Genomic DNA, 26,212 nt, shown 5'->3' with positions numbered 1-26,212 from the left:
TTCCTATCAAGAAACATGGTCGCCGAGCAAAAAGCCTCTTTCGGCTAGGTTTAGACCACCTTCGTCATCTTATTCTCAATCCTTCATTACCTAACTTTTCTCTTTTTCTCCAGTCCTTACATTTTTTGTCCTGTACTTAGAAAACGCTATTGACAATTAGCCAATTTTGTGAGCAGTATGGGCATTTCAAGTGAAGAAGGTTTTTGTTGATACGGCAGCTTGGTTCGTTAAGTGAGGGGAGAATCACTCGGACCGTGGACAAGACCTTATCGTTAGGCAGCGATCAATGACGAAAGATTAACGGAAACGTAAGAAAGTATCGAGAACGGCCAACTTTAATCAAGGTCAATATTCTGTTTAGATGTTAGTCACGACGATTGAAAATTGGTATATAATTCAACTAATTACAAATCGTTATCTTGAGGGGCTTTGCCATCGGGAGTGCAGATGACTTACCTATCCCAAAAACCTCTGATATTCGAGGATTTTTGACTCTTCGGGACTTGGTATGGTTCGATAGGGGAGCATAAATCGACTAAATCCTTATCTGGCAAGAGACTTAATTGATTAGTTTGTTCTAGATCAAAAACAATTGACAAAAATCGCTAAATGTTTTTCTCTATAAGGGTTCCATCCTTTATAGCCCCGTCCCTTGCATAATATAAACCGAAGAACCGTTAATCACGACTATTGAAAATTGGTATAATTTATTGATCCATTACTACTTTAGCTGATAATTAACTTTATTTTTAGAGATGAATCTAATTTTATCAAGTAAAGCGGCCGCAAGAATCCAAGCGGAAGTGAGGTCAAGAGAAGATTTTATCGCCGATATTAATACTTGGCGAATTGATGTCCTCGATCTCAGGAAGCGAGGTATTTTTTTCATTACTCAGGAAAAGAGTTTATACACCTTAATTTCTTCGTACAAGCAGGGAATTAAGGGAATTATCGCTCAAATTACCACCATTGACCTGCAAGAGGGCGATTCCCCTGAAATTCATTATCTCAAATCCGAGAATAGGAGTCTGGTAAGCTCCATGAATAACATAAAGAATTTAATCGCTAAATTAGATCAGTACAATGCGGTTGATAACGAAAGATTTGCAGAAATAATTAATCAGACTCCCTTTAAATATTTATCTTACCGTACCCCGACCGAATGTTACCAAAATCTCTTGAATCAATCGAAGGGAGTACAATAAAAAGGTCGTGTTTTAATCTGTGGAAGCCCGTTTAAATAGCATACCCGATCGTTCATCACGTCAAATGTTTTTCCTCTATTTTCTGATGCTATTTGACCCCGTTCGTCGTCATTCCCCGACCGTCGAGCGTCTGCGACCCCGTTTTCTGACAACGGGACGTTGTCGGGATGTCGAACATGATAATCTAGGTATCGTAAATCTACATTATCGCAACCCTAAATTCGTGTCAGCCACCGATCTAACCAGACGCGAGGATATCGCCCCCCTTCGACCTAGCTCAGGGCAAGCCCTCGACAACCCGGACGTATTAGCCCAACTGCTTGCGGCCAAGCGTTCGCCCCGGACGCGACACGCTTATGCGGGGGATTTAAAGGATTTCTTTGTCTTCGCCTTCGGTTGCGAGGAACCGACCCCGGGGGTAACGCAAGAATTCCTCTCCCTCGATCGGTTCGCTGCGCTCTCTTTGGTACTGCGCTATAAGGCTCACCTGCGGGACGAGCGGGGACTAGCGGAGGCGACGAGAAACCGGCGCTTATCGGCGATCAAGTCCCTGGTGAGATTGGCCAATCAACTGGGGCAATGCGATTTCAATCTGTCCGAGCTATCGGGGGACAAGGTGGTGCGTTACCGGGACACCACCGGGGTAAGCAAGGAAGTGTACCGCGACCTGTTGGCCGTTCCCGACCGCTCAACTCTCAAGGGGAAACGGGACTACGCCATCCTACGATTGCTCTGGGATAACGCCCTCCGGCGGGGGGAGATCGAGAGTGCGGATATTAAGGATCTCGATACCGAGGGTCGAACGTTGGCCATCTTCGGTAAGGGTCGGGGTCAACAGAAAGAAACCGTCAGTCTGTCGCGTCCGACCCTTGATGCGATCTTGGATTGGTTACGGGAGCGGCGGGAACTCGATATCCGTCAACCTCTTTTTATCGCCCTCGATCGCTGTAGTCGCGGTCATCGACTGACCGGCTCGGCGATCCATAAATTGGTGGCGAAAATCGCCGCTGCGGCCGGGGTGAACAAGAAAATGTCGCCCCACCGGGTGCGTCATTCGGGAATAACCGCCGCTCTCGACGCGACGGGCGGTGACGTGCGGCGGGTGCAGAAATTGAGCCGTCACGCTGATCTCAATACTTTAATGATCTACGATGACAACCGCAAAAACGTGCAGGGGGAAATCTCCGACCTGTTAGCGGGGTTGGTCTGAGCTTGGAGCAAAGCGCTGGTAGCCATATCTATCCTATAGGGCTGGCAAAATTCGCGTAAAATGTAACTAAACGGTGGTTATTGGAAATGGTTATGGAAAAGGAAGCGGTGACGATCCGATTCCCGTCTGAGTTGATGCGGCAGGCCAAGCGGCTCAAGTCTGGGAAAGAATCGTTTAACGAGCTAGTAGTGGAAGCCGTGGAGCGAGAGGTGAGGCGGCGTAAAGCCCTAGAAGCTCACGATACTATCCAGCGATTACGGGAACAGGTCAAACGGAGAACGGGAGTACACCCTGACCCGATCCCCCTGCTCCGTCAGTTGAGAGAGGGGGAATCGGAGCTTGAGTAGTTACTGTATCGATACCAGTGTTTTCATCAAATATTTGTGTCCCGACGAACAGGAAGGAGCGGCGACGGAATTGGTCGGCCGGGCGCTATCGGGTCGGATCGTCCTCCCCTGTTTCGCATGGGCCGAAATCGCTTCGGTTTTGCGGAAAAAAATCAGGAGTGGTCTGCTAACGGAAGGGGAGGCGGGTCAACTCTATAGTGCCTTCGGGGAATTACCGATCGATTATGTCGATGGGGAAGATATTCGAGAGAGGGCGTGGGAGATGGCCCGGATGTACGGTTTACTGACGTTGTACGATGCGGTTTTTCTGGCTGTAGCCGAGAGAGAGAGAGCCAATTACTGGACGGCTGACACGGTATTCTTGAAGGCTCTAGTTCCCAAACCGTCCTATGTGTTCGTTCTGGGTGGGGAGAATGAACGCGATGGCTAAAAGACGGTCGGAATGGACAGAAGACGAACTCGATGAAATGTTAGCTTCTGCGGGGCGCGGGGTAGAAGCGATCTCGCGTAGCGAGCGCTTTGCGATCGAGGTGGAGGTAATTCAATCCTCGCGACCGTTGAGCGAGGAGGAGGTCAGGGACAGGGAGCGGTTAGAGCGGACGGTAGAACGGGCTTTCTACCAGGCCGGTTCCGCCCTGCAAGAACTGCGAGATCGACGGTTGTACCGGGACGGGTACGACTCCTTCGAGGATTACTGTCGGGGGCGATTCGGTCACAGTCGTCAGAAGGCCAACTATTTAATTACGGGGGCGGCGATCTACCGAACCCTGAGTGCCGCTAACTGCCCGCTCCTACCATCGAGCGAGTATCAGGTGCGCCCCCTGGCCGTCCTTGCCCCGCAACAACAACCCACCGTCTGGAATGAGGCCGTAGCGGAAGCTGGGGGCAAAACTCCCGACCACCGAGTCGTTCGCGAGACGGTGGGTAAATACCGGGACAAAGGGAAAGCGAATGTTTTCGAGGTGGGGGAAGTGGTCGGTATCCTTGCCAAAGATAACCCGCGCCTGAAAGGGAAAAACAACTGTTGGGCGATCGTTACTGCCGTTCACCCGCGCTCCTGCGACCTGCGACTTCACGATGGGGCGATCGATCTGGTTAAAATCGAGTACCTCAAGGAGTTGGGCTACACCGAAGGGGACTGTCAGACGGTGCGGCGATTATGCGATCGATTGTCGAGACTGAGGGAAGGGGAAGAACTGGAAGATACCGCCCTTGCTTTCTTAGGAATCTTGGGGAAATTACAGCGACCTTACTTGAGCGAGTTGGAGGAAGGGATGCTGACCATGTTAGAGAAGTATTACGGGGTAGTGACCGATTGATTTTCGTCCTTGACTGGCGATCGTTCCCTCCGAATTACCGCGACCCCAGATCGAGGGACTACGAGCGGACGCGGGATCTAGGGGTGTTAGAATTGATAGACCGACCGCGTACCGGATCGCCATCTCTCTCTGCCCGCCATGAGTCAAAAGCCACCCTTCCCGCGACCCGAACTGGATTCCGCCCCGATTACCTTCGACCAATACGAAGCCTATACACCCGAAAAATTAGAGTTGTGGGAAGGTTTTAACCCCCCCTTTGCCTCTTGCCTCTTGCATGAGTGCCTTTCTTCACTAGGAAATTTATTTTGCACGACTACTTATTAATTAAGGCGATGGAGTTTTAAGTCACCCCTCTTAAATCTGAGATTTAAAAATCATCAATTAGGAGTTTTAACCATGAAAAAAACAACTCTTCCTATTAATTTATCTCAAGAAGAAATTAAACAATTTTGTCAGCGTCACTCGATCTGCAAGTTATCTTTATTTGGTTCAGTATTAAGGGATGATTTTACAAGAGAAAGTGATGTTGATGTTTTAGTAGAATTTGAACAAGGGAAGACTCCTGGTTTAGCTATTATTACGATGGAAGATGAGTTATCAAATATAATAAATCGCCAGATAGATTTAAGAACATCGGCAGATTTAAGCCGTTATTTTCGTGAGCAAGTCTTGGCAGAAGCTATAGTTATTTATGAGCAAAATTGATAATTTAACTCGGCTAAAACACATCAGAGATTCAGCAAAAGAGGCATTATCTTTTGTAAATAATCGCACCAGACAAGATTTAGATGACGATAGGATGTTATCTTTAGCTCTCGTAAGATTAATTGAAATAATGGGCGAAGCTGCTAATAATGTTTCTGAACCTTGCCAAGTTAAGTATTTTAAAATCCCTTGGCGACAAATCATCGGCATGAGAAATCGTATTGTTCATGCTTATTTTGATATTGACTTAGATATTGTCTGGCAAGTAATCACTCAAGATTTAGGTTTACTTTTGATTGAAGTTGAAAAGGCAATTAAAGAATTGGAAGCGTAAATTATGGGAACAGGAAACAGTTTCGAGCCAATAGACCTCTTAGACCTCTTGCAAAAGTCTTAATTCGATCCTTGTACAGCAACATTTTTGAAGATTATCAACTACTAATAAATAATTAACTGAAAGTCCCTCCCATTATTGTTTCTATCGTTTGTTTTCGGATTTATGCAAGAGGTCTATTAAAGCGATATATCTTCAAGCTCGCAGGAAGTCTGATACAAAAGGCAGTTTAGCACTTGCCCGTATGTCAGATTTGACATATTATGGGATAATAAATGCAAAACAAAAATGATAAAGATATCGTTTGGTTGAGTGGAGAGGTGAAAACTCCTGGGAGATCGGACATGGATTTAGCTAAACGTCAACGTTTAGAAGCGGCGGGCTGGAAGGTGGGAACAGTAGAGGAATTTCTAGAGCTTACGCCCGTAGAATCCGAGCTTATCGAACTCAAACTAGCCCTCGGGAGAAAATTAAAAGAAATTAGAAAAAGTCAAAACATTTCTCAAAAAGAGTTAGCAAAAAGAATGGAATCGAGCCAGTCACGAGTGGCGAAAATTGAATCGGGTGATCCCTCGGTTTCACTTGACCTGATAACCCGCGCCCTTTGTTTATCGGGGGTCACACGTCGGCAGATTGCGGAGGCAATTATTAGCTCGGATGTTAGTTCCGAAGACGATTTCGTGTAGCGAGCGCTTTGCGTTCGCCCACAGTTACCGTGAACTGGTTTCTTCCCCATAAATTGAGTAATTGAACCGTTAGTCAATCGACACTTCGAGACGATACAGGAACGCTTAGGAAGTTGGCCACTCGTTGCCTTGTTCTTCAAACCTTGAGTGAGGAAACTTCACTCGATCGAGGACGCGCTTTCCCCGATCGCTTTCAATAAAAACAGTCCCAAATCCCGATTCAACCCCTCGTTTCGTTGGGGACAACCGTGTTGGGTCAGGCAACGGGGACACCCGTACTCACAATCACAGGCTTCAACCAGCGCCCGCGCTTTGTCTGCCAGTCGGGGTAGGTTCTGAAAAATCGCTTCCGTCGCCCCGTTGCCACCGTCGCAAGTATCGAAGAAATAACCGACGCTTCGTTTATCCTCCCGCTCGACCACGAAATTGACATCCGATCGCGAGGAAAGTACCAGTAGAGGGACGGCGAAGATCAGTTGATGCCCCATACTGTGTAGGGCTAACCAATCTGGTGCGCTCGTCCAGAGGTGTTTGAGGGTGTCGGGAATGTTATCACCGTAGCGATCGTTAAGGTTCTTTCTAAGACGGGCGACTTCCTCGCGGATAGCGGTCGTGACTCCAGGATTGAGTTCGATTTTTAAGACGGGAGCTTCGTAGCCGGTGCGGTACGGGGTCGGAAAAGTGATTTTCTGCTCCACATCGGTGATCTCGGCCGTTCGTAGAGAGCGGTGACATTGCGGGCAGCTTTTGCCCTTGAGGGGCAGATGATAGCCCGAACAGTGAGGATTGGTGCAAGTAAGACGGTACTGGCGTTTTAAGCGTTGATAACCCGTGACCGAGGAGGTGATTTCCCCCCAGTGCAGACGTATTCTGAGCCGTGCGTCGGGGAACGGGGTCGAGAGAATCTTCGGTTCTGCCAGTAGCGTTCTGGGGGCTACTGTTAGGTCGGTTTCTGGTTGGGTCGAGAGATCGCTATCGCAACCGAGAGGTTCTAACGATGCGGTGCGGTTCTCTTCGTTCAGTTCGCGGCACTGGTACACCACCCGTCGGCCGTCCCCGTCGATTGCGGTATAGAGTGCATCGGGGAAGACCTCACGGTGGGCTAACTCCAAACCCATCTCCTCGATCGTCTCCTTAGTGGTCAGGTCTATTAATTTGACCGCTTGCTGGGGGTTGCCGCGAAGGTTGACCGAGTGGTGGGGCATTCCGACGGCGTGCAAAAAACCGTTCGCTTTCAGAAAAAGCTTGTTCTGCCGTAATAATTCATCGGCCAGCCGTCCGCCTACCTCTCCGAAACGGGGTAGTACCTCACTTACCCCTAATCCGCTCTCGGCACAACAGCAGAGCAGGTGTTTGGCCAGCAGGGTCGGGTAGTCGGGATTGAAGGCGACATTTTCTACTCCGTCCGATAGTAATCGCTCCGGATAGGTTCCGTAGTAGTGATCGAGAGGATCATCGGCGATCGGTAGGAAGATAACCAGACCGCTTCGCCGTCGTCCGACCCGGCCGATCCTTTGCCGGAAAGACATGATCGAACCGGGATAACCGCGGATAATGCAACAATCGAGTTCGGGGAGGTCGATTCCCGCTTCCAGTGCCGATGTGGAGAGGAGAACCCTAATCTCCCCGGTTTCTAACTGTTGGATTAGGCGACGACGTTGTTCGGACTGCATGGAACCGTAAAAGGGTGCTACCCGTCGCGCTAACCCAGCGTTTCCCCAGTTTTCGGCTTCTTTAGCGAGCAGTTTCAGCAAGTTCTTGACGGTGGTGCGCGAGTAACAGAAAACGATACCGCTCAGTTCTTGTTGGAGAAGGGAGAGGACGATCCGCACCGTGTCGGGATTGGGGGAAGTCGTCGGTGCGAGGGAAAGGAAAGTTTTGGACGCGGCGGTTCCCTGACCCGTATCCATTGCTTTTAGCCGTTTCGGTTCGTCGGCACGACCCCCAAAACGCTCCAATAACTCGACGGGATTTCCGAGCGTGGCCGAAGTGCAGATAAATTGTAAGCGATCGCTATTGCCGCCGACACTATCGACCGCCCGCCGGAGACGGCGGGTAAGGTTGGCGAAATGCGCCCCGAACGCGCCGGTGTAGGTGTGAGCTTCGTCGATCACCACCCAACGTAGGGAACGCAAGAAATCTCGCCATCCCTGCCCTTGACTTCCCCCGCGTATTTTCTCTAGCTGGTAATGGAGTAAATCGGGACTGACCGCTAGAATCCGGGGAATATCGGGATAAAACAATTTCCATCGTTCGGACTGCGAGGTATCCCCCGTCATCTGTCCGATTTTCAAACTAGCGTTCGGTGGCAACACCTCGTTCAGGGTTTGTAACTTCCTGGTCTGGTCGAAGGCCAGAGCTTTGAGGGGAAAGAGATAGAGAGCGGTCGGTTCCGGCGACCTGAGACAAGATTCGAGAATGGCGAGGTTATAACAGAGCGTCTTGCCAGAAGCTGTGGGGGTGGCGATGACGATATCCTTGCCCTGTCGCAATAAGGTCAGGGCTTCCAGTTGATGTTCGTAGAGCGAATCGATCCCGATTTTAGCTAGAGCGGTTGTTAGCACGGGCGGAACATCGGCGGGGATCGGGTGTAACCGTCCCTTAATGGCGGGAATGACGGTGATGTAAGTCAATCTTTCCGCTAATTCGGTAGCAATCGCCCGAAATTCGGGTTTCTTGAGACGTTGAATAGCTGCCAGAATCGCGGGGGTCGATGGAGAGGACTCGGACGGTGTTATCTCGGCCAAAACTAACTCGCCCGAAGCGATCGATTCTTGCCAGTTTGGGAACTGTAGGGGGACAGAATAGCCCGGAAACTTGACGATCAATCGATTGCCCAACCAGCCCGTCACTTTTCCCGTGCCGTATTGCGGCGAAGTGACCGATTTACCGACACCGAGAGCGTCGGGTAGGGGTTGACCCAATTTTTGACCGGCACGGAGCAGGGCTGCGGGATCGAGGGGCTGGTTCATGGTTTTTTTCGGTATTGGATTTTATCTTGAACGTTGGGTAATATCCCCGATTTTACAAAAGGGATTATAGCCGATTAAAATATAACTATTCTTCTAAATTAATTATATATTATTGTCGAGACTTAACTAATTTTATTTTCTCGAAAAAATTATGTTTTTCTCCGATAAAAAAATTGTTAAAACTCTTTAGATATGATTTCAAAACTCCTTTATTTAATCAGCATAAACTATCTCTTTGTCATTGAGAATACATTTGTCTTGACTTGTGATCTCCCGGGCAGTTTAAATAGGAATAATCGCAAAATTGGCGATGCTATTTCCTGTTATCAACCCATCGACCGTCCGAAAATGCTTGTCATAGCTAAATAAAGCCAGATTATTGTAGAGCGGTCGCTGCGATCCACATATAGTTAGTGGGAATCGGATTTCCCTTTTTCCTCAAGCCAGAATAAACTCTAGCGTAATATTCGCCGGTATCGCAATCGATCTCGCGTAGCGAGCGCTTTGCGTTCGCAAAACAGTTAATTTTGGATATTTCCCAAAATTGCTTAAGTTCCCTTCAGTTATCGAAGATTTGGGTTAAAACCCCGTCGTTTTACGACGGCTTTTCCTGATTTTTGTCGAATTATTTTAGGGGTTTTAAGAGCTACAGGAGAAATATAGCGGTATAATGAAGATAAAAGAATTCAAGATAATTGCCATGGAATTAGTGACGCTCGATCGAAGTAGATGTATTCAAATTCCTGAAACTTTGCTGGAACAACTAGGCATTGAATATGATAGTCAATTTCAGGTAGAAGTTCAAGATGGTAAGCTAGTCTTAAATCCAATTAAGGAAGAGCCAAAGGTTTATTACGAGAATGATGTTTTGGTTGTTGACAGCCAATTGCTAGTTAATACTGAAGCTTTTATCGAGGAGCTTAGACAAGAAAGAATGAATGAGCTAATGTTGTGATTAAAGTTTTATTCGATACGTCGGTTTTGGTTGCATCTATTTTAGTCAACCATGAACAGCACTCAGCTTGTATTTCTTGGTTAACCAGAGTTAAACGAGGAGAAATTCAGGGTTATATTGGAACTCATACTCTTGCAGAACTCTACGCAATTTTATCGGCTTTTCCCGCCAAACCTCGTCTATCTCCTCAATTGGTACAACAATTAATTAAAGAAAATTTAGATTCCTTTGAGATTATTTCCTTAACAAGCGATGATTATAAAGCTGTAATTAATCTTATGGTAACTTTAAATTTAAGAGGAGGAGCGATTTATGATGCTTTAATTGCTTATGGTTCATTAAAAGCGGAAGTCGATCATTTATTAACTTTGAATGTCAAGCATTTTATCCGTTTTGGCGGGAGAATAGAGAAAATTTCTATGGAACCGCGATAACCTAACTAGCATATTATAGCGGTAAGCTCTTGAGTGAGATACAGACCAAGCTTTGCCTAGCATGGTTTATAGCTCGTGATACTGTACCTCATACGACTGCACACCGCTATAAACATCGCCTTCATTATGTCATAATCACGAAAAAAGACAATTAACCCTAAAAAGCCCATGCTATTAAAATGGTTGAAAATTACAGGATTGAGCTTGATAATATGGTTCTTCGTTACTTGGTATGGTTCGATAGGGTGGCATAAATAAACTAAATCCTTATCTGGCAAGAGATTTAATTGATTAGTTCGCTCCAGATCGCAAACAATTGACAAAAATCGCCAAACGTTTTTCTCTATAAGGGTTCCGTCCCTTATAACCCCCGTACATTGCATAACACAAACCGAAGAACCGATAATATGGAATTTATGTTATTCGGCTGAGAGTCAAACCAGTGCAGAAATCTTACGTCCAAGAAGTTGCAGAGTAGAAAGTGAGTTACGTTCGCTTAATAGTAATGTATCAACTTATATTCAGGTGATTAATAGAAGTTCTTCTTCTGTTAAGGTGTACTGGATAGATTTCAATGGCAAACGTCAGCATTATTTTGACCTTGACCCCTTACAATCCCGTGACCAGCAAACTTATGTAACTCATACTTGGCTTATTGCTCAGTCTGGAGCGAACCAACCTTGTATACATATATTCCTACCAATTCCCCAAAAAGGAATTATTATTATAGATTGAGATGTTACAGTTACTCCAGAGAAAACACTGAAGAAGTAGTGCTAATAACTCAAGAACAAAGTCAATATGGGAACTCTCTACTCGCCCTTAGAAATCCGTGAAATCGAAACATCATATTTCGCTGTACGCGTCTGGGTTGAACGGCTCTCTACTCGCGCTTAGAAATCCGTTGAATGGAAACTAACCAGTAAGATTCGTCAGCCGATGGATTCAAAGTCTCTCTACTCGCGCTTAGAAATCAGTTGAGCGGTCAACGGAAGTCAACTCGTCCCACAATAGAGAGGTCATCGCGCCCGATTCCCCATGAAACTACCTTACCTATTGATACCGCTCGGCTTCATCGCCCTAACCGCTCTAGTGATCGGGGTCTATCAAGCTTCTAGCGCTCCCCTACCCGCAGGATTTCCGACCCCGACCCCGAACGGACGGATCGAGGTGAAGAACTATCCCGCTTATCGCGCCGCTACTTACCGCTATCGGGGTCAACTTTCCGAGGCGGCGAACCGGTCGTTTTATCCCCTGTACCAACACATCAGTTCCAACGAGATATCGATGACCGCACCCGTTGAAACCCGTTACCCCGCAGACACGGGAGCGACATCGGGAGAGGCCGAAGTTTCCTTTCTCTACCGCGACACCAACACTTACCCGAAAGAGGTGGCCGATAATATTCGGATTGAGGATGTACCACCCATGACGGTGGTGAGCTTGGGATTACAGGGAGGTTACGATTTTGACAGTTACCAACAGGGATTGACCCGACTGAACGAATGGCTGGCAGAACATCCGAGCTACCGGGCGATCGGTTCCCCCCGTCGCTTTTTCTATGACGGTCCCTACGTTCCCGATCTCCTGAAACGGAGCGAGATACAGATACCCGTCGAGGCGGTATCGTCGAATCGTTGAACTCATGGCCAATCCTGACTGGTATCGCAGAGGAAATGGTCGGTTATGATGTCCTCGAAGGTGAAAGGACAGTGAGAGGGAAAAGTCCGTATCGGTAAGTCCGTGTCTCGCAAAGCTAAATCGACTCCGGCCTCGAAAGCATCGGATAAAGCCGTCGGTATCCGGGATTTTAAACTAGGATTGCCCTGTAGATGCCGTCTGATCGCTCGTCTCTGTTCTCTAATCGTCAAAAACCAACTACGAGAACGTTTATCTGGCTGATATTCCCATTTGAGAAGATGTCCTACCAAAACGGTTAGACGGCTCACCAGTTCTCGATATTCTTGTTTACCCAAGGAAATTACTTCCTCCCGCAAGTTTTGCCAGTCCAGAGCTTCTACTTGTCGGGTGGCCAGAGCTTTCGCTTGTAGCTCTGTCCAGCCGTAGAAGTCGGATTCATACAGGGCATTCGCTCGATCTGACTTATTGGAACTCATATCTGACCATATTTGTACTGGAACTAGATAATACGTTGATTAACATTTTGATTATGACAAAATGGCTATTTGGCGGGGAATGTCCCCACCAATAAAGTTTACCAACTGCCACAGCAGTGACGATACTCGTCATAGATTTCGTGCTGTCGATCGAGGGCGGCGATTTCCTCCTCTTCTTGCCGTTGCCGAACGGTACTATCGATGGCGGCCTTCAAGATAGCGTTATCGCCGTGAGCGAGTCTGAGGGTATAGAGTTCGACTGGGGATAGAGGAAAGAGGGTTCGTGTTAGCAGGGTGAGGTCGAGGGTGGGAAGCTGAGGGAATTGTCGGGAGAGGTCGGCCAATAGAGTTTGTTCTGTCATCGTCGTGTTTCTTGAATGATTTACACCCGATGGCGTTAGCCTTTTCTCCCGTCTTTTTTTTTCTTTTTCATCTCTGGCATCGGTTGTCTTCGCGGATATCCCATGAACCATCGACACGGAATAAAAATAGACAGCGTTTGGCGGTCGTTCCCTGGGCGGTCAGTGTCAGTCGCCCTAATTGCCCCCAAGAACCGCCCATGCCGCCCTTTGTATCGGCCCAACTAACCCGGTAGATCGTGCCGTCGTTTCCCCCTGGTCCCCTGACCCTTCTCAGGGTCGAATTGGCGGTGTCGATGTTGACCCCGTCCGTCAGAGACTGCCATTCGCTGACCGTCTCGCAATCGTCGCCGGCTATCTTGGCCACCTCGATCCGTCCGTCGTCTTTCATGCAGAGGGCGGTGGGGGTGGTTCCACTTCCCATAGCATCAAAACGGGTAAACTTCCAATGTTGGGAAAGTTCAAAGGTGGCCATATCTAGGCGTAGTTCCGCTATTAATCTCGAAAATATAGAAAAACCGATCAGCAGCAGGATAGTGATCAGGGTTAAGGTGACGAGCAGTTCGATAAGGGTGTGGCCAGATTGACGCATGGTGTTAACTCCCGTTGGTTTTCGACCGCACTCGACCTTTTTCTGTTTTCTTATTTTTTTATTTGTCGTTTCTCAACCGAGCTTTGTCTGAAAATAGCCAGCGATCGTTTCCTTTCGACAAAAAAGGCGATAGTCGCAGTGACCATCGCCGAACTGGGAAAAAATAGTTTACTACCCGCACAAGATTTATTTTTATTTAATTATTCCCATCTTTTTTTAATGTCTGATAATTTTGTAGATTGAGCGGTATAATTTTCGTAGTTTTCTAATGTGATTCCAGAGCCGAAAACAACGAATACTCGTGTTGAGTTTTCAGAGATTCTTTTGACAATTCCTTTTTCTCCAGTGGGAATATAAGTAACTTTATCTCCTGGTTTCATGGTTTGCTACTGGGTTTAGTTTTAATTAGTGATTGCTTTAAATGGTTAACAGTTATTAGAAAAAAACTGATAACTGTTAACCAATTTTAGTCCTGAATTGTTAATATTCTGATGGCAGCAGTAGAACCCCATCGGCTAGATAGAGGGTGACTGACTCCAGGGGAAAATCTGTATAGGAGATTTCCTGGCTTAGTGCGATATTGCCTTCGTCTCGTTCACAGGTAAGGGAAGCAGAATGGTCGGAATTGACCCTTAGCTTCCAAAATTGAATCCTCTGTAACATCGGATCTTTTTTAACTTTAAGGGATATTTGCCAGGAGGCGATCGCATCGATGAGCCAATAGGCTTTGGCTTCTTGGACTAGGTAATGTACCCCATCCGTATAGAGGAGTCCCATTGAGTGCTTGTAATAGTTTTCGGTTCCGGTAAACTGTTCGAGATTCAGGTTTTTAGCCGTCATAATTTTGTTCAATTTGTTTTCATTCTTGGCGAAAGCATTTTTATTATTATTTTTCTCTTCTGAATTTGTTTTTATTCATTTTTAACTGTTGCGAACTATATCTCTTATGCTGAGTTAAAATCTTAAGTAAATTCGACAATAAATATTCTCTCCCAAAGGCTTTATAAGTAACGAGAATACGGTCTGGCAAAACGTGCAAATAGCAATTTAACTTACTGGATTCCCTGAACTTTTTATAAGTCATTAAAAGACAATCATAAACAATCCATATACTCTTTTACCCTTGATAAATTCTGTTGTTTTATTTTTCATTTTTACTCCTGTTTAACAAAGTAGTGACTCGATGAGATCGCTTTTGCATCGAGTCAAATAAAAGCGGTGAAGTCAGTTGTTAATTATCGGTTACTTGGCTTAAAATAATCGCATTGCCTCCGTTTTATTCGGTGATTAGTTATCAAATCAGGACAGGACAGGAGAAATAATGGGAGGACAAGGAGCGGTAGCCTTCCATCTCTAAGGAAGCGTCGATCATAGTTTCCGCCGCTTCTCGCTTGATATAGACCCAGCGAGGAGAGAGGTATTTTTGTCCATCCCAGGTATAAGTAACAAGAGAGACTTCTTCTTGCCAGTGATTAGCTTGGCGGATGCACTCAGGAGTGTTATGGCGCGGATAATGCTCGAACCACAAAATCGTCCCGTCCAAGTGAAAGTCGCGGCGGATAAAAGTTGCTAGGTTTTCGCTGCTATTTGTGATGGACGTGCCGCTGTCTGGCTCATCCAAATCGCTAAACACAACGAAGTGACAGTTGTTGCCATTCCAGATGCGGATTCTGGCTTTCGAGTCCCACTGGAAGTTGTGACGGTCTGGGTAGCCAAAACCTTTCCAGATGCCAATCAGGTCAATGTAGGGTTGTCTTAATCTCATCTCAATAGTTTCCGTAATAGTGATATTCTGCGCTATATTGTTTGTTCCTGTTTGTCCTAAGACTGTTGGCTGTTTCTCGGTTTCAGGTTTTAGCAGTCTGCTTAAGGGATTTGTTTGATTATTCATAGCTCCTAGTTCAATTATTTTCACCTCTGGCGAGAGCATTCTTGTTATTTTAAGTTATCTTTTTTGTATAATCTTCATCTGTTTCTAATTAACGTAAATTTTTAAAAATTCTAACAGCTTTTCTTCCAAAGGATTCAGGGAAGGGCAGTTCAACTTGCCCAATATTTTCAGAATTGATTGAGATGACGAGCAGTTCGATAAGGGTGTGGCTGGATTGACGCATGGTGTTAACTTCCGTTGGTTTTCGACCGTACTCGACCGTTTTTCTTTTTTTTCTTTTCCTATTTTTTGTATTCGTCGTCTCCCGACCGAGTTTTCTCTGTATCTGGCGATTGTTTCCCTCAGTTAAAAAAGGCGATAGTCGCAGTGACCATCGCCCAAGGGCAGAAAAAGTTTGATTTACCGATTAGAAATGAAGAGGATCATCGCTGGGTTGCCAATTATCCGAAATTTCTGGCTCATCTGGGTCGGGGTCGTCTTCTATTTCCGGTTCGGGACGGTAGATCGAGGCGTGAATACCTGGCGGTAAATCTTGGGTTGGATCGTAATAATCGTCGGGAAATTGTTTATATAGACGATAATCACGGAGGGTGTTAAGATAACTATCGAAAGTGTCGTTATCCATCGATTTTCTCGGAATAGTTTACACCCCGCTCCGATAGTTTTTGTTATTTAATTTTTCTTTTATTTCTCCCTTCACCGAAGCAAAAAAAAGGAGAGGAAAACTCCTCTCCCATCACGTTAATTAACCTGCGTTCCAGTCTTGGGGAATGCTGTTATAGGAACCATATTTTTCTTCCCGAGCGCGACGGCGTTCCCAACTGCGTTTGTTGGCATCGATCAAGTCCTGCAAAGTCATATTGAATTTGCGAAGTGCATAATCCAGCAGTTGTTCGAGCGTATAGGTGGGTTTGTCAGGAGTGCCGAACGCTTCGGTGAATTTCTGTTTGAAGTCATCCCAACTGAAATCCTCGCCGTTGCGTTTCCGAGATAGCATACCCTGACGTTCCCGGATGGCATAGTACACTTGGGCATAAACCCGTTCTGAATGATCGGGGACGGCGAAATTACCGAGGGCTTCATCGGATACAGAAATAACGGTTGTTTTCGGGACTGGCATGATTATTTCTCCAATTTCTAATAGTTTTCGCCCGCAATACCGTCTTTTTCTGTGATTTATACTGTTTTTATCTGTTTATCTGTTGTTTTTATCTTTTTGAGCGTTTAAACTAGACAGGGCTGGTTTACCTTGAAAAAGTTTAGTCAGTCGTTGATCGAGCGAATCGTTCTGAGTGCTTCCAAAAGGCAAAATAAGGTAAGTACCTAGGCAAAATTAATTACACATATCTAACCCCGCTCTTGCCTCTTGCCTCTTGCCTCTTGCCTATCTTCACTAGGAAATTAATTTTGCACGACTACTTACTGAAGTGTTCACCGAGGGAATAACAGGATAAGATTTTCATAGTTTAAGACCTCTGTATGAATTTTCTCGACTAATACAGAGGTTTTCTTCAATCTTCTCTTTTTTTCTCTTTAAATCGGGTCTTCAAGCCACAAGCCGCAAAATTCGCAATGGCGCTCGTCCCATGCCGCACCACAATCGGGACAACGGGGAGCTTTGTACGCGGTCGTGACCCGCCAGCGCCAGTAATTATCAAAAAAAATCGCCTCGATCGCCGTGACGGGTTCAGGTATGCGGTTGCCAATGCGATAAGGACAGTAAATGTGAAAGGTTTTCTGGTTGTCGGCATCGTAACCGACCCATATTCGGGCGTTGTCGGTCGTTCCCGTGACCGTCTGGATGACCCGAACGGTATTCGGTGGCGGTTGTTCGAGAAATTTTTCCGTGAAGGTGTTGTTCATGATTTTTCACAAATCGTTTTCACCCGGTTGGTTTTTTGGCTGTTTTTGCCCTTGTTGTGGATACCGTCCCCCGATTTCATTGCTATAGCCCGTCCGATTGCGGAAATAGGACGCTCCCGTTCCGAAAGCGTCCATTGTGGGCTATTTTGCCAGTACCAACAGCCTTGTTCTTACTCCCGTTGGTCGATCGCTTTCTAGAAATGCGTTATCAGGTAAAGCCTCATCGAGGACGGTTTTATCGGCCAACCAATTACGGAACTGTTGATAATTTCGGTCTTTGCGAAAGCTGACGGATTCTGGGGCGATCGTTACCAGTCTTCCCCCTTCGGTTAGACGGTTATAGGCGTGGGTGATATGGGAAATTTCCAGCCCTTTGCCGAAGGGAGGGTTCATCAGAATGCGATCGTAATTTCCCGTGACATCGAAGCAATTGAAGGCGATGATATTGAACCCTTTCAATTGGAGAATTTGCCGGAGTTCGGCTTGCAGTTCACAGACATCCAAGTTGACCCGTACCGATTCCCGAATCGCTTCGGCGATCGATCCCTTGCCTGCACTCGGTTCCCAAACGTTCATACCGTTACGGAGCATGGCCAATTTGACCATCCGTTGGCAGATAAGCCGGGGAGTGGGAAAATAACCGCGGATATTCCGTCCGATCAGCGCTCTTTCCAGTTTCTGTATCTGGATGAGAGTGGGGTCTTCTGGTACGGGATTGTCGAGGGACTGTAAAGCGGTAATTGCCAGCTTAATTCGATCGAGACTATTCAGGTGCGCCCGTTCCAGTTTGCCGTACCAATAAGAATTGCTATCGGTAAGTACGCGGTGGATATCTTCATCTCGCCAAAGGTGATAACAGAAAGAATACAGGACTTCTAACTGGGTTTTCGTCGTTATCCGTTGGAGAATGTCGGGCAACGTTCCTGTTTCTGCTTCGTGGGCCATGACCCGCAGCCAAGACTGAATCCGTTGTAGTTGTTTTCCGTCCTCTCTCATCGAGGCGACGATGCCGGCCCGTCGTCGGGTGGGGCGTTGATGGGAGATCGCTGGGTCGAGTTTTTTGTCAATCTGGGATTGGAGACTAGCGGCTAATTCCCTTAGCTTTTGCGCTTTGCGGGGATCGGGATAGCGAAGTTGGGTCGGTAAGGGATCGGGGGGAAGATCGAAGATGGATAGTTGCATATCGGTTGCTCTCCATGTTTTTCACCCCCGTTCCAGCTATTTTTTTCTCTCCAATTGTTCTTTAGGTCTGACCATGTTTGACTACTTATAACCAGAAAAAGCTGTCAGATGACAGCTTTCTCTACGTTTTATAGCTCTTCTAATTCTTCGATCAGTTGAGGACTAAGTTTGCACAATGTTGCGGTCAAATTTCCGAAGCGAATCTGTTGGATAGGAATCACGACTCTGGCTCCCGCTAGAATCTCGACAATTCCCTGATTTTCGGAATAGTCTTTCAAATAGCAATGATTCGGTTCTGGTTCGATACCGTAATCTATCAAATTAACCGTTGCCTTTGCGATCTGTTCTCCGTTATTGGCATCGACTAAATAAATCGCTGGAAAACCACCTTTCAGATATTTACTGACGATAACTCGGCAATTCCATTGTTTGAAGATTATATTCATTGTTTTTTCCTTGATAGGTTTTTACCCCCCATTCAAATCATTTCAATTTCTCGATATTTTCGATCAAGACGCTGAAGATGTCGATCGAGAACCGTGTTTGAAACTAGAGATCAGGGGTGTTCCTCCCATCTGGTTGCCGTATTTACGGGCGTTGGGATTGCAGAAAGGACAGAGACGGGCGTGGGCGTGACGGCGTTTGAGGTAACGTTCCACCCTTCTACCGCCGTTCCACGTCCGGACGCAGATAAAGTCGATATTCTGTCGGGCGAAAGCGGCGGTTATTTTTGCACCCCGTCCTGCGGCGTGTTCCGCTAGTCTTTGTTTCAGGCTCCGGCTGGTACTACCTAGATAGTGTTGTGCGTGTCCGGTCGGTTTGGTGAGATCGCCAATTTCTCCGAGATAATGCAATAAATAAACTTTAGAGGCCAAGGGGTTTCTCCGAATGGTTTTCAACCCTTGGCGCAAGCTTTTGAAGATTATTTACTTTCTTTAAATTGGGCGAATATTTGGAAATTATCGGTCAGGTTATTGCGGTGTAACCACTGATAATAGTCTGTCCATTCCTGAACATCGGAAAAGCGCGTATAATATTCCCGTCCCTCGACCACTAAATGCCATTCTTGCCAATCGACCTGCGATTGGACGGGACGGGGTAATCCTGGTACGATCACATCGGGGAAAGTATCTTGAAAGGGAAGCGTTCCCTCGAAAGGTCGTTTCCACTCTTCTCCCCGATAATTGATAGCCATTTCGGTTAAATAATCTTTGACGAGCCGTTCTCCGTGAGCGAGAATGTCGATATATTTCTCGAAAGAGAGTTTGCCCTGTTCCAATAATTTCTGCATTCTGCCATCGTGAATATATTGATGGCAGCTGTGACAGAGCGCACAGACTTCTTTCATCTCCACCCGTCCCGTACCGTAGTCGATGTCATAGACCTCGTGTGCTTCCAGCCAACGGTGATACTTAGCCGACGTTTTATTTATCCCGCAAGCCCAACAGTGATAGTCCTGTTCGGCGTAGGCTAATTGTCGTTGTGCGTTCCACCACTTTTGACCGAGGATCGTGCGGGGATTGATACCGTGTAACGGTTTGGGGATATTGGGGTGTAGCAGTAATTCGGGACGGGGAAAGCGATTGTTAGTCATGTTCTTTCTCTCGATAGTTTTCACCCCGCAGTCAGCTTTTTCGTTCTCTTTTTTCTCGATATTTTTTCATCTTCTCGATGGAAAGGGGCGATCGATAACGTTTATTTCGATCGCCTGTTGTCCTTAACTGGCTTTTTCTAGTTGTTGAACTGCCGTCAAATATTGAGTCGCTTCCATTGCTAAACGAGCTGCATCGAAAAAGGCTTTTTTGTCATCTTTTAGGATTTTAAGCCAAAAGTCGAGATAACTGGCGTGATGTTCCAGTTTGGTATCGATACCCAGATGATTGCAGACCATCGCGGCTCCGATCTCGGCGATCAATTCCTCGAAAGCGTAGGACCAGGAGCCGAACTTATTTTTGAGCGGACGGTTGCAACGTTTTTGATGTCCCGTCCAATGTACCAACTCGTGCAGGTAAGTGGCGTAATAGGCGGCGGCGTTGGAGAAAGTTTCGTATTCGGGTAATCGGATCGTGTCCGTGGCGATATGGTACATGGCGACGTTGCCCCCGAATTGGGTTTTTGGCAGGTGTTGTTGGATAAATTGTTCAATTTCTGGCAAACGGAGTTCGCTATTTCCCGAAATAGTCACCTTTCTTTGGCGGATGAGAGAATCGATCTTCACGTCACTATTCGAGTCATCGATGCAGTCGACATTGAAGACGTTATGGAACTTAAAAGCCTTGTAATATTGACGTTCGACCTCTCCCGTCTCTGGGTTTTCGGTTTCTTTGACATTCGTGCCGCCCCATCGTAACCAAGTCGATTTCGAGCCGTTCTTGACCGTCCATCCCACCTGTTTAGCCTGAATGAAGCTGACGAAAAATGGATGTTCCCATTGATTTATGGTCGAGTCGATGCCGCAGAGTATGGGGTTAATGCCCGTGTATTGATGACCGGTGATCAGGTTCTGGTAGGGGGTCGCGTGCCACGATTTCGTCCATGGTTTTACTCCCTGTTCGATCAGGCCGATTAGTTTGTCGGTGATGAGTTGGAATTTATCGATCGCTTGCGGTTTGGACATGGGTTGTACCTCGTTGGTTTTTACCCCATGCCGAAGGATTTTCTGAGACTTTTATTGTAGTTTTAATTCTTGGTTCTTCGTTACTTGTTATGGTTCGATAGGGGGGCATAAATGGACTAAATCCTTATCTGACAAGAGATTTAATTGATTAGTTCGCTCTAGATCGAAAACAATTAACAATCATGGTTTTCAATCTACCAATCTGGTGATTTTCAAGATTAGATAGCATCATAAATATCTATTATTATAACATAATTTTTGTTTATTTCTTTGAATAACAGGTCGGATTAAGGCTAATTTTCTAATCATTGTGTAAAAGAATAGGGTTTAGTTTATCCCGAAATCAGATTCTTTGACAAAACAAAAACTGTTCAATAGATTTTATTCAGTCGATTGACTGTGGTTAAAAAGTACAAATTATTCAATGAATATCAATTATCTACAGGTGAAACGCAGAAACGCACCCCCAGAATGAGGGTGCGAGAGAGATCAGGAATTAACGACCTCGGCGTGGGGATTTAGCTGGGGGCAATGCTGGCTGGTTGCTTTCGGGCAGTTCACCCAACGAGCGAGCGATAAGGGCGTTGACATCTCCTGCGCTCCAACCGTCAACGCAGGTCAACAGTCGGGTGCTTTCCAAGTCGATCAGTTGCTCGCCGTATTCGTTGAGAAAAGCGTCGATCATTTCCAGTTGCTTTTTCTCCTCGTCGGATTGACGTGTGCGCCAGTTAAAGCAGACGGAATAATAAGGTCCCTCCGCACCGACTTCTTTCTGAAAACTGAGGGTGAAGATACCGAGTGCGGGTTCACCGTTATTCATAGCCGCTTGCACGGTATTGAACAGGGCGGAAATGCTCTGTTTTTTGATATACCCGACACAGACGGTATTGGGGGGCAGAATTTCGGCGGGTACATTAGGGGCCGGGATAAAAAATAGCTGAATCCACAGCACGTTATCGGTTTTTCCTAGAGTACCGAAATATTTCGATACTTTGATGATATTTATGTCGATTTTGTCCTCTGGATTGGACTTGCGATGTTGCGGGTCGGAACCTCCGACGAAGATGCCGCCTCCCCCGTCTTTACAGTTGAAACGAACCGAGTAGGGAACATCGGGAAGACAAATGGAGTTAGCGGGACGACTACCGAATACCTTAAATGTCATGGTTTTGACCTCTATGTTAATTTTTTTCCACCTAATGTGATAGCTTTTAAATTTTCTAAGTTTTTAAGATTTTTTCGTTTTTATTGATATTTTTATGATTTATTTTCTTGAATTTGAGCCAATTATAAAAAGCGAGAGAAATCTCCCCCGCTTGTCCGATTAAATCTAGCTAGTGGTTTACTTTAATCTGACGCTGAGAAGCGGTTCGAGAGTGGTCAGTTGACGTTCTAAGTCTGCATATTCAGCTTGATAGGTTCGTCCCTCATCGGTTTGTTGCAGTCTGACGAGACGGGATCGTAAAAGGGCGATCTCCCTTTCCATGCTGGCGATCTCCTCTTGGTTTTGATGTTGGGCTTTCTCAGCTTCCAACTCGATCAATTCCTTAAGCGATTCGAGGTCGGCATGGTTTTCGGGTTTTGGCTTCTGGGAACGTAATTGGAGAATAATATCGATGGTATCGGTGCGGTACACTACCCGTTTGCCGTTGGCCGTCGCACCCTCATTGATGATCGACAACGCCTGTTCGATCGCCATCGGTTCGATTTCTTCTAGTTTGGCCGAAAGTGCGGCCATCTGCCAGCGGATATCGGCGTATTCATGTAGAATGTTCGAGGTTTGAACGGTTGGGGTCGGAATTATCGGTTGGTTCATGGTGTTTAACCCTAGATTTACACCTCCCCGCTTGGCGAAGATTCTTATCTCTTTTGTGTTCTTCCCTTATTTTTCCGGTTCTGGGTGGGTGGGTGGGCGTGAGCGAGGAGAGGCGGGGGAGTGGTACAGAAAAAACGCGGGAATAAGGATAACCCCCCCGTCCGACGAGCGAGCAAATCGGGGAGTAGAGAAGAAAAACCCCGATCGAGTGATCGGGGATAAGCGTTAGATGGTTTCGAGGGTGAAAGTACGGTAGGGGTTGACATAATTACCTGGCAGACCCCAAGCTTTGAGGAAACCGAGACAGGTGAGCGTTTTATCCTCGCTGCCGTCCCAAACCGCGAAGACCCGCTCACCTCGATCACATAACCAAAGTAGTGGCTCGTCAACGAGCAGTACGCGGTCGGCGCGGAAAAGATTATCAAGGGGAAAGTCATCGATCGATTCGGCTTCGATTGAGAAGACCAGACCTCGATCGTTTTCTAGGAACAGGGTTGTCAGGAAACGGGTATAACCGAGGTGAAGAGCCTCCTGGATGAGAGACTTGAGAATAGGTATTTGTTCGGCATCTTGCCAGAAAAAGATAGCGGTTCGCATGGTTTTTTCAGTATGATGGACTGGAGAGGACTTCCACTCCCCTCCAATCCTATTAAGGAAACCTAGGTGTGAATGCTCGTGATACCGATCTGGGCATCCACATCATCCAAGAATTCTGGATTATTTTTCAGCCACTCCTCGGCTTCCCGTTTTCGGTCGGTTTTGCGCTTGCTTGATTTATTGGAAATCTTAGGAGATTTCTGACGCTCCTTGAGCTTAGGTTCGTCGCTGTCGGTCGTTGCGTCGATCTCATCGTTGAGGCGACGGGTGACGAGTTGACCCTCCGTTTCCATCTTGCGCCGTTCGTAGTGGTTTTGGTTGATTTCCAAGAGGCGCTGTTTAACTCGCTGACGGGCGTGTTGACGGCTCTTCGTTGATTCGATGCCGAGAAAACCTTCTGGGTCGTCCATAAACTCTTTGATACCGAGATTCAAGCGGGCGGCTAGGGCTAGAACTTGGCTGAATAGCTCCGTTTTTTTAGAGTTCATTACCACTACTTGCCCGAAGGGGTCGAAGTGGATGTCGCCTTTCCAACTGGTTTCCCCTCGTACTTGCCGGACAATGACTTCGGGAAGACCTTGAGTGCGGAGGGTGAGGATGCGTTCCTCCGACCGAAAACTTCCTTCGATCATGATGCCCTCGTACTCTAACTTACAGCTGGTGACACCCTTACCGATCGGTTCGACGCGGGGTTCGTCTTGGTGTTTGTCGTCCCCCAAGATCGCGCTTTTCCAATTGGTGAGTGCAAATTCCAATAATTCATCGGTTGCCTGTTTGATATCCTTAAGGGTTTTGAGTTCGGCGATCTTTTCGAGATCGAATGCGGCATCGAAAAGCTCGCGGAATCGATTCCACATATAGGCGTTGAGACGATCATAATCCCATTCGTCTTTGGTATAGGAACCATCGGAAGCGCGATGACCCGGTGCGACCTTAAACTGATCGAGTTCACCTTTCGTTAGCGCTTCATAGAAAATTGCGCGTTTATCCCGTTCGTGCCAAGCAATCAAGCGCAATCCGTAGAAGAGTTGCTTGTAGTCATAGAGCGCTTGATTGATAAATTTCTGCGCTTCTGCGGCCAGCTTGACTCGCTCGTTAGTTTTCGGTGCGTACAGTCCTAGTTCTTTGGGGTTAATGAATGTCATAATCGTGACCTCCTGTTTGTTTTCATCGCATAGTTATTTGTTCTTTTTTTTCTTTCCTTTTCTTTCAAACTATGCCCTCCTTGATCATCCATTCAATGCAAGATTTCACCACATCTCCATGACACTTTAACGGTTTGCACCAGCAAGCTAACTGCACCGTTTCTCCTTTTTTAACTCGTTCCGCAATCCGAACTAACTCATCAAAAACCTCGCCGCGTTTTTGCACTTCCTGCCAGAGCCATTGCCGATACTTCGCAACCACTTCTTCGCGATTACCGTCCTGCCCGATTACAAAGCGATTCTGCAAAACGCTACCCTTCAATAAATACGATTTATTAGCTCGACCGATATAGATTTTCGAGTTACCTAAAAACCCGCTATTTTTACCGTTAATGACTTCAAACATAGCCGATACCTCCTAAATATTTTCTCTCTCAGCTACTTTTTTCTTAACGTAGGGAGTCAAGGGCGGCGGAATAAAAAAAACAAAAAACTTTTTCCGCTTTTCCGCCGTTCCATCGTCAGATGGAATGGTATATTTTCGTTAGGGAATACGGTTTTTGATTTAGAACTTCTTAGGTTAAGGAACTGGTCACGCGTTTTCTTAGCGAACACGGTTTCCGGTAGAATTTCTTAGTGAGGAACGAGCTTAGAAATTCTTGGGAAAGCCTGTTTGCTTAGAAAACCGTGAAACCTTAGAAGTTCTTCAAAAAGCCTATTTCCTTACGAAAATAACCACCCTTGACCCCGTAGTTAAAATAGGATTGCTGAGAGAAGGCTTCCCCCCTGGGGGGGACGGGAGGGGGGGACAAAGAAACCGCGATCAGCACCTTCGTAGCAGAGGGGTGTGGGGATACTTCCCCACATAAACAACCGACCAAAGGGAGAACCGCTTTTAGATCGCTCGGATTCAAGAGGTTAACTCATTGTGAGCGTTCTGGTCGTTATGTTTGAGGGTGATTTTCGCTGCTATCTGGCGATCGTATTTTGTCGGTTCACCGCCAAAAAAAAAGCCCCGACCGAAAGCCGAGGCAGAAAGAAAGAGCTAGAACGGCAGAGACACCCACCAGCCCGAACCGACCGAAATCAGACCCCAATCAGCCGGAACCGAGACACCCGCAGGCAACCAAACGCAACAAGGAACACCCAACCCCAACGCCAGCGCCAGAGAAGCCCAAGAACCCGAACCCAACCCGCAGAAACAAGAGCGCGAGTCAGCCGAAGGAACCAACCCCGCCGGACAAGCGCGACCCGGAAACGAGAACAGGACACCGCCCTCAGCCGCCAAAGCCCGCACGAACCGCACCGACCGACCAGCGAACGCCGACCGACCCGAACCCGACACGCGAAACACCCGACAACCCGGAACCGAAGCACGCACCGCACCGTCCACACCGCGAGCGCAACCGACCAGCACCACAGCACCCGCCGGCAGACCAGACAGCGCCGAACCCAAGACCGCAGGAACGACCGAACGCGACCCCGAAAAACCAACGACCGGACAAGACAGAGCCGAAGAAACAGCAACACAAAACACGGGACACCTCCCAAAACAAACACACACAACAGGTTCTTCCTACCCCTTCGTTTGTCTTTGTTTTCTTCGATGAGGCCAGTGTCAAGGGTGGCGATCGGGGTCTGGGGTGTCCCCAGATAAAAAACCCGCGTAGCGACCACTATCGCCACTCGCGCAGCCCTTGACACGGGTTATTAAAGGGGTATAATAGAAAACCTGTGTGTGTGAACCCACCGGTGAGCTTTATGCTGGCTTCCGGGGCGGCGGGTGGGGTGGCGGGGTGGGTGGTCGGCGCAAGTGAGAAGGTGCGGGGGCATACTCACACAAAAGCGATGGGCGAAAGAGAACTC

General features: G+C 47.0%; 34 protein-coding genes and 2 pseudogenes. 13 read left to right on the top strand and 23 right to left on the bottom strand.

The annotated features are described in order from the left end of the window. A pseudogene (locus tag O9334_RS02535) lies at positions 1 to 140 on the top strand (IS4 family transposase); the annotation flags it as partial. 312 nt (positions 141 to 452) lie between these two features. Here O9334_RS02535 and O9334_RS02530 read toward each other — a convergent pair. Next, positions 453 to 641 (bottom strand): annotated as a pseudogene (locus tag O9334_RS02530) (hypothetical protein). A 114-nt stretch (positions 642 to 755) separates the two neighbouring features. Between O9334_RS02530 and O9334_RS02525 the strand changes: the two are divergent. From O9334_RS02525 to O9334_RS02490, 8 genes are all read left to right on the top strand, one after another. Further along, on the top strand, positions 756 to 1,205 hold the full coding sequence (locus O9334_RS02525; RefSeq protein ID WP_287999137.1) for a DUF6933 domain-containing protein: 450 nt from the start codon (positions 756 to 758) through the stop codon (positions 1,203 to 1,205). A gap of 19 nt (positions 1,206 to 1,224) precedes the next feature. Continuing rightward, entirely contained in the window at positions 1,225 to 2,415 is a 1,191-nt protein-coding gene (locus O9334_RS02520; protein ID WP_287999134.1) for a tyrosine-type recombinase/integrase, read from the top strand. A 107-nt stretch (positions 2,416 to 2,522) separates the two neighbouring features. Further along, positions 2,523 to 2,762 carry a YlcI/YnfO family protein gene (locus tag O9334_RS02515; protein WP_287999131.1) on the top strand — a complete coding sequence of 80 codons (240 nt, stop codon included), beginning with the start codon at positions 2,523 to 2,525 and terminating at the stop codon, positions 2,760 to 2,762. Beyond that, positions 2,755 to 3,192 carry a type II toxin-antitoxin system VapC family toxin gene (locus tag O9334_RS02510; RefSeq protein ID WP_186814402.1) on the top strand — a complete coding sequence of 146 codons (438 nt, stop codon included), beginning with the start codon at positions 2,755 to 2,757 and terminating at the stop codon, positions 3,190 to 3,192. Before O9334_RS02515 ends, O9334_RS02510 begins: the two co-directional genes overlap by 8 nt. After that, positions 3,176 to 4,081, top strand: coding sequence for a hypothetical protein (locus O9334_RS02505; RefSeq protein ID WP_287999128.1), 906 nt, complete (start codon positions 3,176 to 3,178; stop codon positions 4,079 to 4,081). Before O9334_RS02510 ends, O9334_RS02505 begins: the two co-directional genes overlap by 17 nt. 396 nt (positions 4,082 to 4,477) lie before the next feature. Further along, complete coding sequence (locus O9334_RS02500) at positions 4,478 to 4,786, top strand: nucleotidyltransferase family protein (RefSeq protein WP_024968661.1); 309 nt, start codon at positions 4,478 to 4,480, stop codon at positions 4,784 to 4,786. Beyond that, entirely contained in the window at positions 4,773 to 5,120 is a 348-nt protein-coding gene (locus O9334_RS02495; RefSeq protein WP_024968660.1) for a HepT-like ribonuclease domain-containing protein, read from the top strand. The genes O9334_RS02500 and O9334_RS02495 overlap by 14 nt, the downstream gene beginning before the upstream one ends. A gap of 275 nt (positions 5,121 to 5,395) precedes the next feature. Continuing rightward, positions 5,396 to 5,806 (top strand): helix-turn-helix domain-containing protein, encoded by a 411-nt coding sequence (locus O9334_RS02490; protein WP_228020755.1) that lies wholly within the window; start codon positions 5,396 to 5,398, stop codon positions 5,804 to 5,806. Between the two features lie 158 nt (positions 5,807 to 5,964). Here O9334_RS02490 and O9334_RS02485 read toward each other — a convergent pair whose 3' ends face one another. Further along, complete coding sequence (locus tag O9334_RS02485; protein ID WP_287999123.1) at positions 5,965 to 8,778, bottom strand: DEAD/DEAH box helicase; 2,814 nt, start codon at positions 8,776 to 8,778, stop codon at positions 5,965 to 5,967. Between the two features lie 670 nt (positions 8,779 to 9,448). Here O9334_RS02485 and O9334_RS02480 point away from each other — a divergent pair. The 4 genes from O9334_RS02480 to O9334_RS02470 all read left to right on the top strand — a co-directional run bounded on the left by O9334_RS02480 (position 9,449) and on the right by O9334_RS02470 (position 11,808). Then, positions 9,449 to 9,733, top strand: a complete 285-nt coding sequence (locus tag O9334_RS02480) for an AbrB/MazE/SpoVT family DNA-binding domain-containing protein (RefSeq protein WP_103672855.1) — start codon at positions 9,449 to 9,451, stop codon at positions 9,731 to 9,733. Next, positions 9,730 to 10,167, top strand: a complete 438-nt coding sequence (locus O9334_RS02475; RefSeq protein WP_287999118.1) for a type II toxin-antitoxin system VapC family toxin — start codon at positions 9,730 to 9,732, stop codon at positions 10,165 to 10,167. The genes O9334_RS02480 and O9334_RS02475 overlap by 4 nt, the downstream gene beginning before the upstream one ends. A gap of 315 nt (positions 10,168 to 10,482) precedes the next feature. Further along, complete coding sequence (locus O9334_RS22760; protein WP_353737875.1) at positions 10,483 to 10,902, top strand: VHL beta domain-containing protein; 420 nt, start codon at positions 10,483 to 10,485, stop codon at positions 10,900 to 10,902. A 303-nt stretch (positions 10,903 to 11,205) separates the two neighbouring features. Then, on the top strand, positions 11,206 to 11,808 hold the full coding sequence (locus O9334_RS02470; RefSeq protein WP_287999116.1) for a heme-binding protein: 603 nt from the start codon (positions 11,206 to 11,208) through the stop codon (positions 11,806 to 11,808). A 2-nt stretch (positions 11,809 to 11,810) separates the two neighbouring features. Here O9334_RS02470 and O9334_RS02465 read toward each other — a convergent pair whose 3' ends face one another. The 21 genes from O9334_RS02465 to O9334_RS02365 form a co-directional block, all read right to left on the bottom strand. Beyond that, positions 11,811 to 12,284: a DUF29 domain-containing protein gene (locus O9334_RS02465; protein ID WP_287999113.1), complete on the bottom strand. Its 474-nt coding sequence runs from the start codon at positions 12,282 to 12,284 to the stop codon at positions 11,811 to 11,813. Between the two features lie 98 nt (positions 12,285 to 12,382). Continuing rightward, positions 12,383 to 12,646: a hypothetical protein gene (locus tag O9334_RS02460; protein WP_287999110.1), complete on the bottom strand. Its 264-nt coding sequence runs from the start codon at positions 12,644 to 12,646 to the stop codon at positions 12,383 to 12,385. Between the two features lie 67 nt (positions 12,647 to 12,713). Continuing rightward, positions 12,714 to 13,235 carry a prepilin-type N-terminal cleavage/methylation domain-containing protein gene (locus O9334_RS02455; RefSeq protein ID WP_287999107.1) on the bottom strand — a complete coding sequence of 174 codons (522 nt, stop codon included), beginning with the start codon at positions 13,233 to 13,235 and terminating at the stop codon, positions 12,714 to 12,716. A gap of 200 nt (positions 13,236 to 13,435) precedes the next feature. Continuing rightward, complete coding sequence (locus O9334_RS02450; protein WP_287999104.1) at positions 13,436 to 13,615, bottom strand: hypothetical protein; 180 nt, start codon at positions 13,613 to 13,615, stop codon at positions 13,436 to 13,438. Positions 13,616 to 13,715: 100 nt separating this feature from the next. Further along, a complete protein-coding gene (locus O9334_RS02445) occupies positions 13,716 to 14,075 on the bottom strand; it encodes a DUF6876 family protein (protein ID WP_287999101.1) in 360 nt (119 codons plus the stop codon). A 454-nt stretch (positions 14,076 to 14,529) separates the two neighbouring features. Further along, positions 14,530 to 15,126 (bottom strand): hypothetical protein, encoded by a 597-nt coding sequence (locus O9334_RS02440; protein WP_287999098.1) that lies wholly within the window; start codon positions 15,124 to 15,126, stop codon positions 14,530 to 14,532. 88 nt (positions 15,127 to 15,214) lie between these two features. Next, positions 15,215 to 15,349: a hypothetical protein gene (locus tag O9334_RS02435; protein WP_287999096.1), complete on the bottom strand. Its 135-nt coding sequence runs from the start codon at positions 15,347 to 15,349 to the stop codon at positions 15,215 to 15,217. 183 nt (positions 15,350 to 15,532) lie between these two features. Further along, a complete protein-coding gene (locus O9334_RS02430; protein ID WP_287999093.1) occupies positions 15,533 to 15,751 on the bottom strand; it encodes a hypothetical protein in 219 nt (72 codons plus the stop codon). Between the two features lie 120 nt (positions 15,752 to 15,871). Beyond that, complete coding sequence (locus tag O9334_RS02425) at positions 15,872 to 16,246, bottom strand: hypothetical protein (protein WP_287999090.1); 375 nt, start codon at positions 16,244 to 16,246, stop codon at positions 15,872 to 15,874. 413 nt (positions 16,247 to 16,659) lie between these two features. Further along, on the bottom strand, positions 16,660 to 16,989 hold the full coding sequence (locus O9334_RS02420; protein WP_287999087.1) for a hypothetical protein: 330 nt from the start codon (positions 16,987 to 16,989) through the stop codon (positions 16,660 to 16,662). A gap of 6 nt (positions 16,990 to 16,995) precedes the next feature. Continuing rightward, on the bottom strand, positions 16,996 to 17,124 hold the full coding sequence (locus O9334_RS02415) for a hypothetical protein (RefSeq protein WP_287999085.1): 129 nt from the start codon (positions 17,122 to 17,124) through the stop codon (positions 16,996 to 16,998). Between the two features lie 6 nt (positions 17,125 to 17,130). Continuing rightward, entirely contained in the window at positions 17,131 to 18,171 is a 1,041-nt protein-coding gene (locus tag O9334_RS02410) for a DNA methyltransferase family protein (RefSeq protein WP_287999082.1), read from the bottom strand. A 128-nt stretch (positions 18,172 to 18,299) separates the two neighbouring features. Next, complete coding sequence (locus O9334_RS02405) at positions 18,300 to 18,617, bottom strand: hypothetical protein (RefSeq protein ID WP_287999079.1); 318 nt, start codon at positions 18,615 to 18,617, stop codon at positions 18,300 to 18,302. A gap of 63 nt (positions 18,618 to 18,680) precedes the next feature. Further along, entirely contained in the window at positions 18,681 to 19,046 is a 366-nt protein-coding gene (locus tag O9334_RS02400) for a GIY-YIG nuclease family protein (protein WP_287999076.1), read from the bottom strand. 47 nt (positions 19,047 to 19,093) lie between these two features. Next, complete coding sequence (locus tag O9334_RS02395; RefSeq protein ID WP_287999074.1) at positions 19,094 to 19,765, bottom strand: hypothetical protein; 672 nt, start codon at positions 19,763 to 19,765, stop codon at positions 19,094 to 19,096. 123 nt (positions 19,766 to 19,888) lie between these two features. Then, positions 19,889 to 20,788, bottom strand: a complete 900-nt coding sequence (locus O9334_RS02390) for an ArdC family protein (protein ID WP_287999071.1) — start codon at positions 20,786 to 20,788, stop codon at positions 19,889 to 19,891. 496 nt (positions 20,789 to 21,284) lie between these two features. Further along, positions 21,285 to 21,953 carry a hypothetical protein gene (locus O9334_RS02385; RefSeq protein ID WP_287999068.1) on the bottom strand — a complete coding sequence of 223 codons (669 nt, stop codon included), beginning with the start codon at positions 21,951 to 21,953 and terminating at the stop codon, positions 21,285 to 21,287. 177 nt (positions 21,954 to 22,130) lie between these two features. Further along, positions 22,131 to 22,604, bottom strand: coding sequence for a hypothetical protein (locus tag O9334_RS02380; RefSeq protein ID WP_287999065.1), 474 nt, complete (start codon positions 22,602 to 22,604; stop codon positions 22,131 to 22,133). A gap of 225 nt (positions 22,605 to 22,829) precedes the next feature. Then, complete coding sequence (locus O9334_RS02375) at positions 22,830 to 23,201, bottom strand: hypothetical protein (protein ID WP_287999062.1); 372 nt, start codon at positions 23,199 to 23,201, stop codon at positions 22,830 to 22,832. A gap of 62 nt (positions 23,202 to 23,263) precedes the next feature. Then, positions 23,264 to 24,346 carry a hypothetical protein gene (locus O9334_RS02370; RefSeq protein WP_287999059.1) on the bottom strand — a complete coding sequence of 361 codons (1,083 nt, stop codon included), beginning with the start codon at positions 24,344 to 24,346 and terminating at the stop codon, positions 23,264 to 23,266. A gap of 64 nt (positions 24,347 to 24,410) precedes the next feature. Then, the gene (locus tag O9334_RS02365) at positions 24,411 to 24,752 is read right to left on the bottom strand and encodes a DUF4326 domain-containing protein (RefSeq protein WP_287999056.1); all 342 of its coding nucleotides are present in this window, start codon (positions 24,750 to 24,752) and stop codon (positions 24,411 to 24,413) included. Between the last annotated feature and the right edge of the window lie 1,460 nt (positions 24,753 to 26,212).

This window comes from Microcystis sp. LE19-8.1F, from assembly GCF_027531715.1.
Lineage (GTDB): Bacteria > Cyanobacteriota > Cyanobacteriia > Cyanobacteriales > Microcystaceae > Microcystis > Microcystis wesenbergii_A.
Note: the sequence above shows the minus strand (reverse complement) of the source record. Positions and strands in the feature narration are given on the sequence as shown.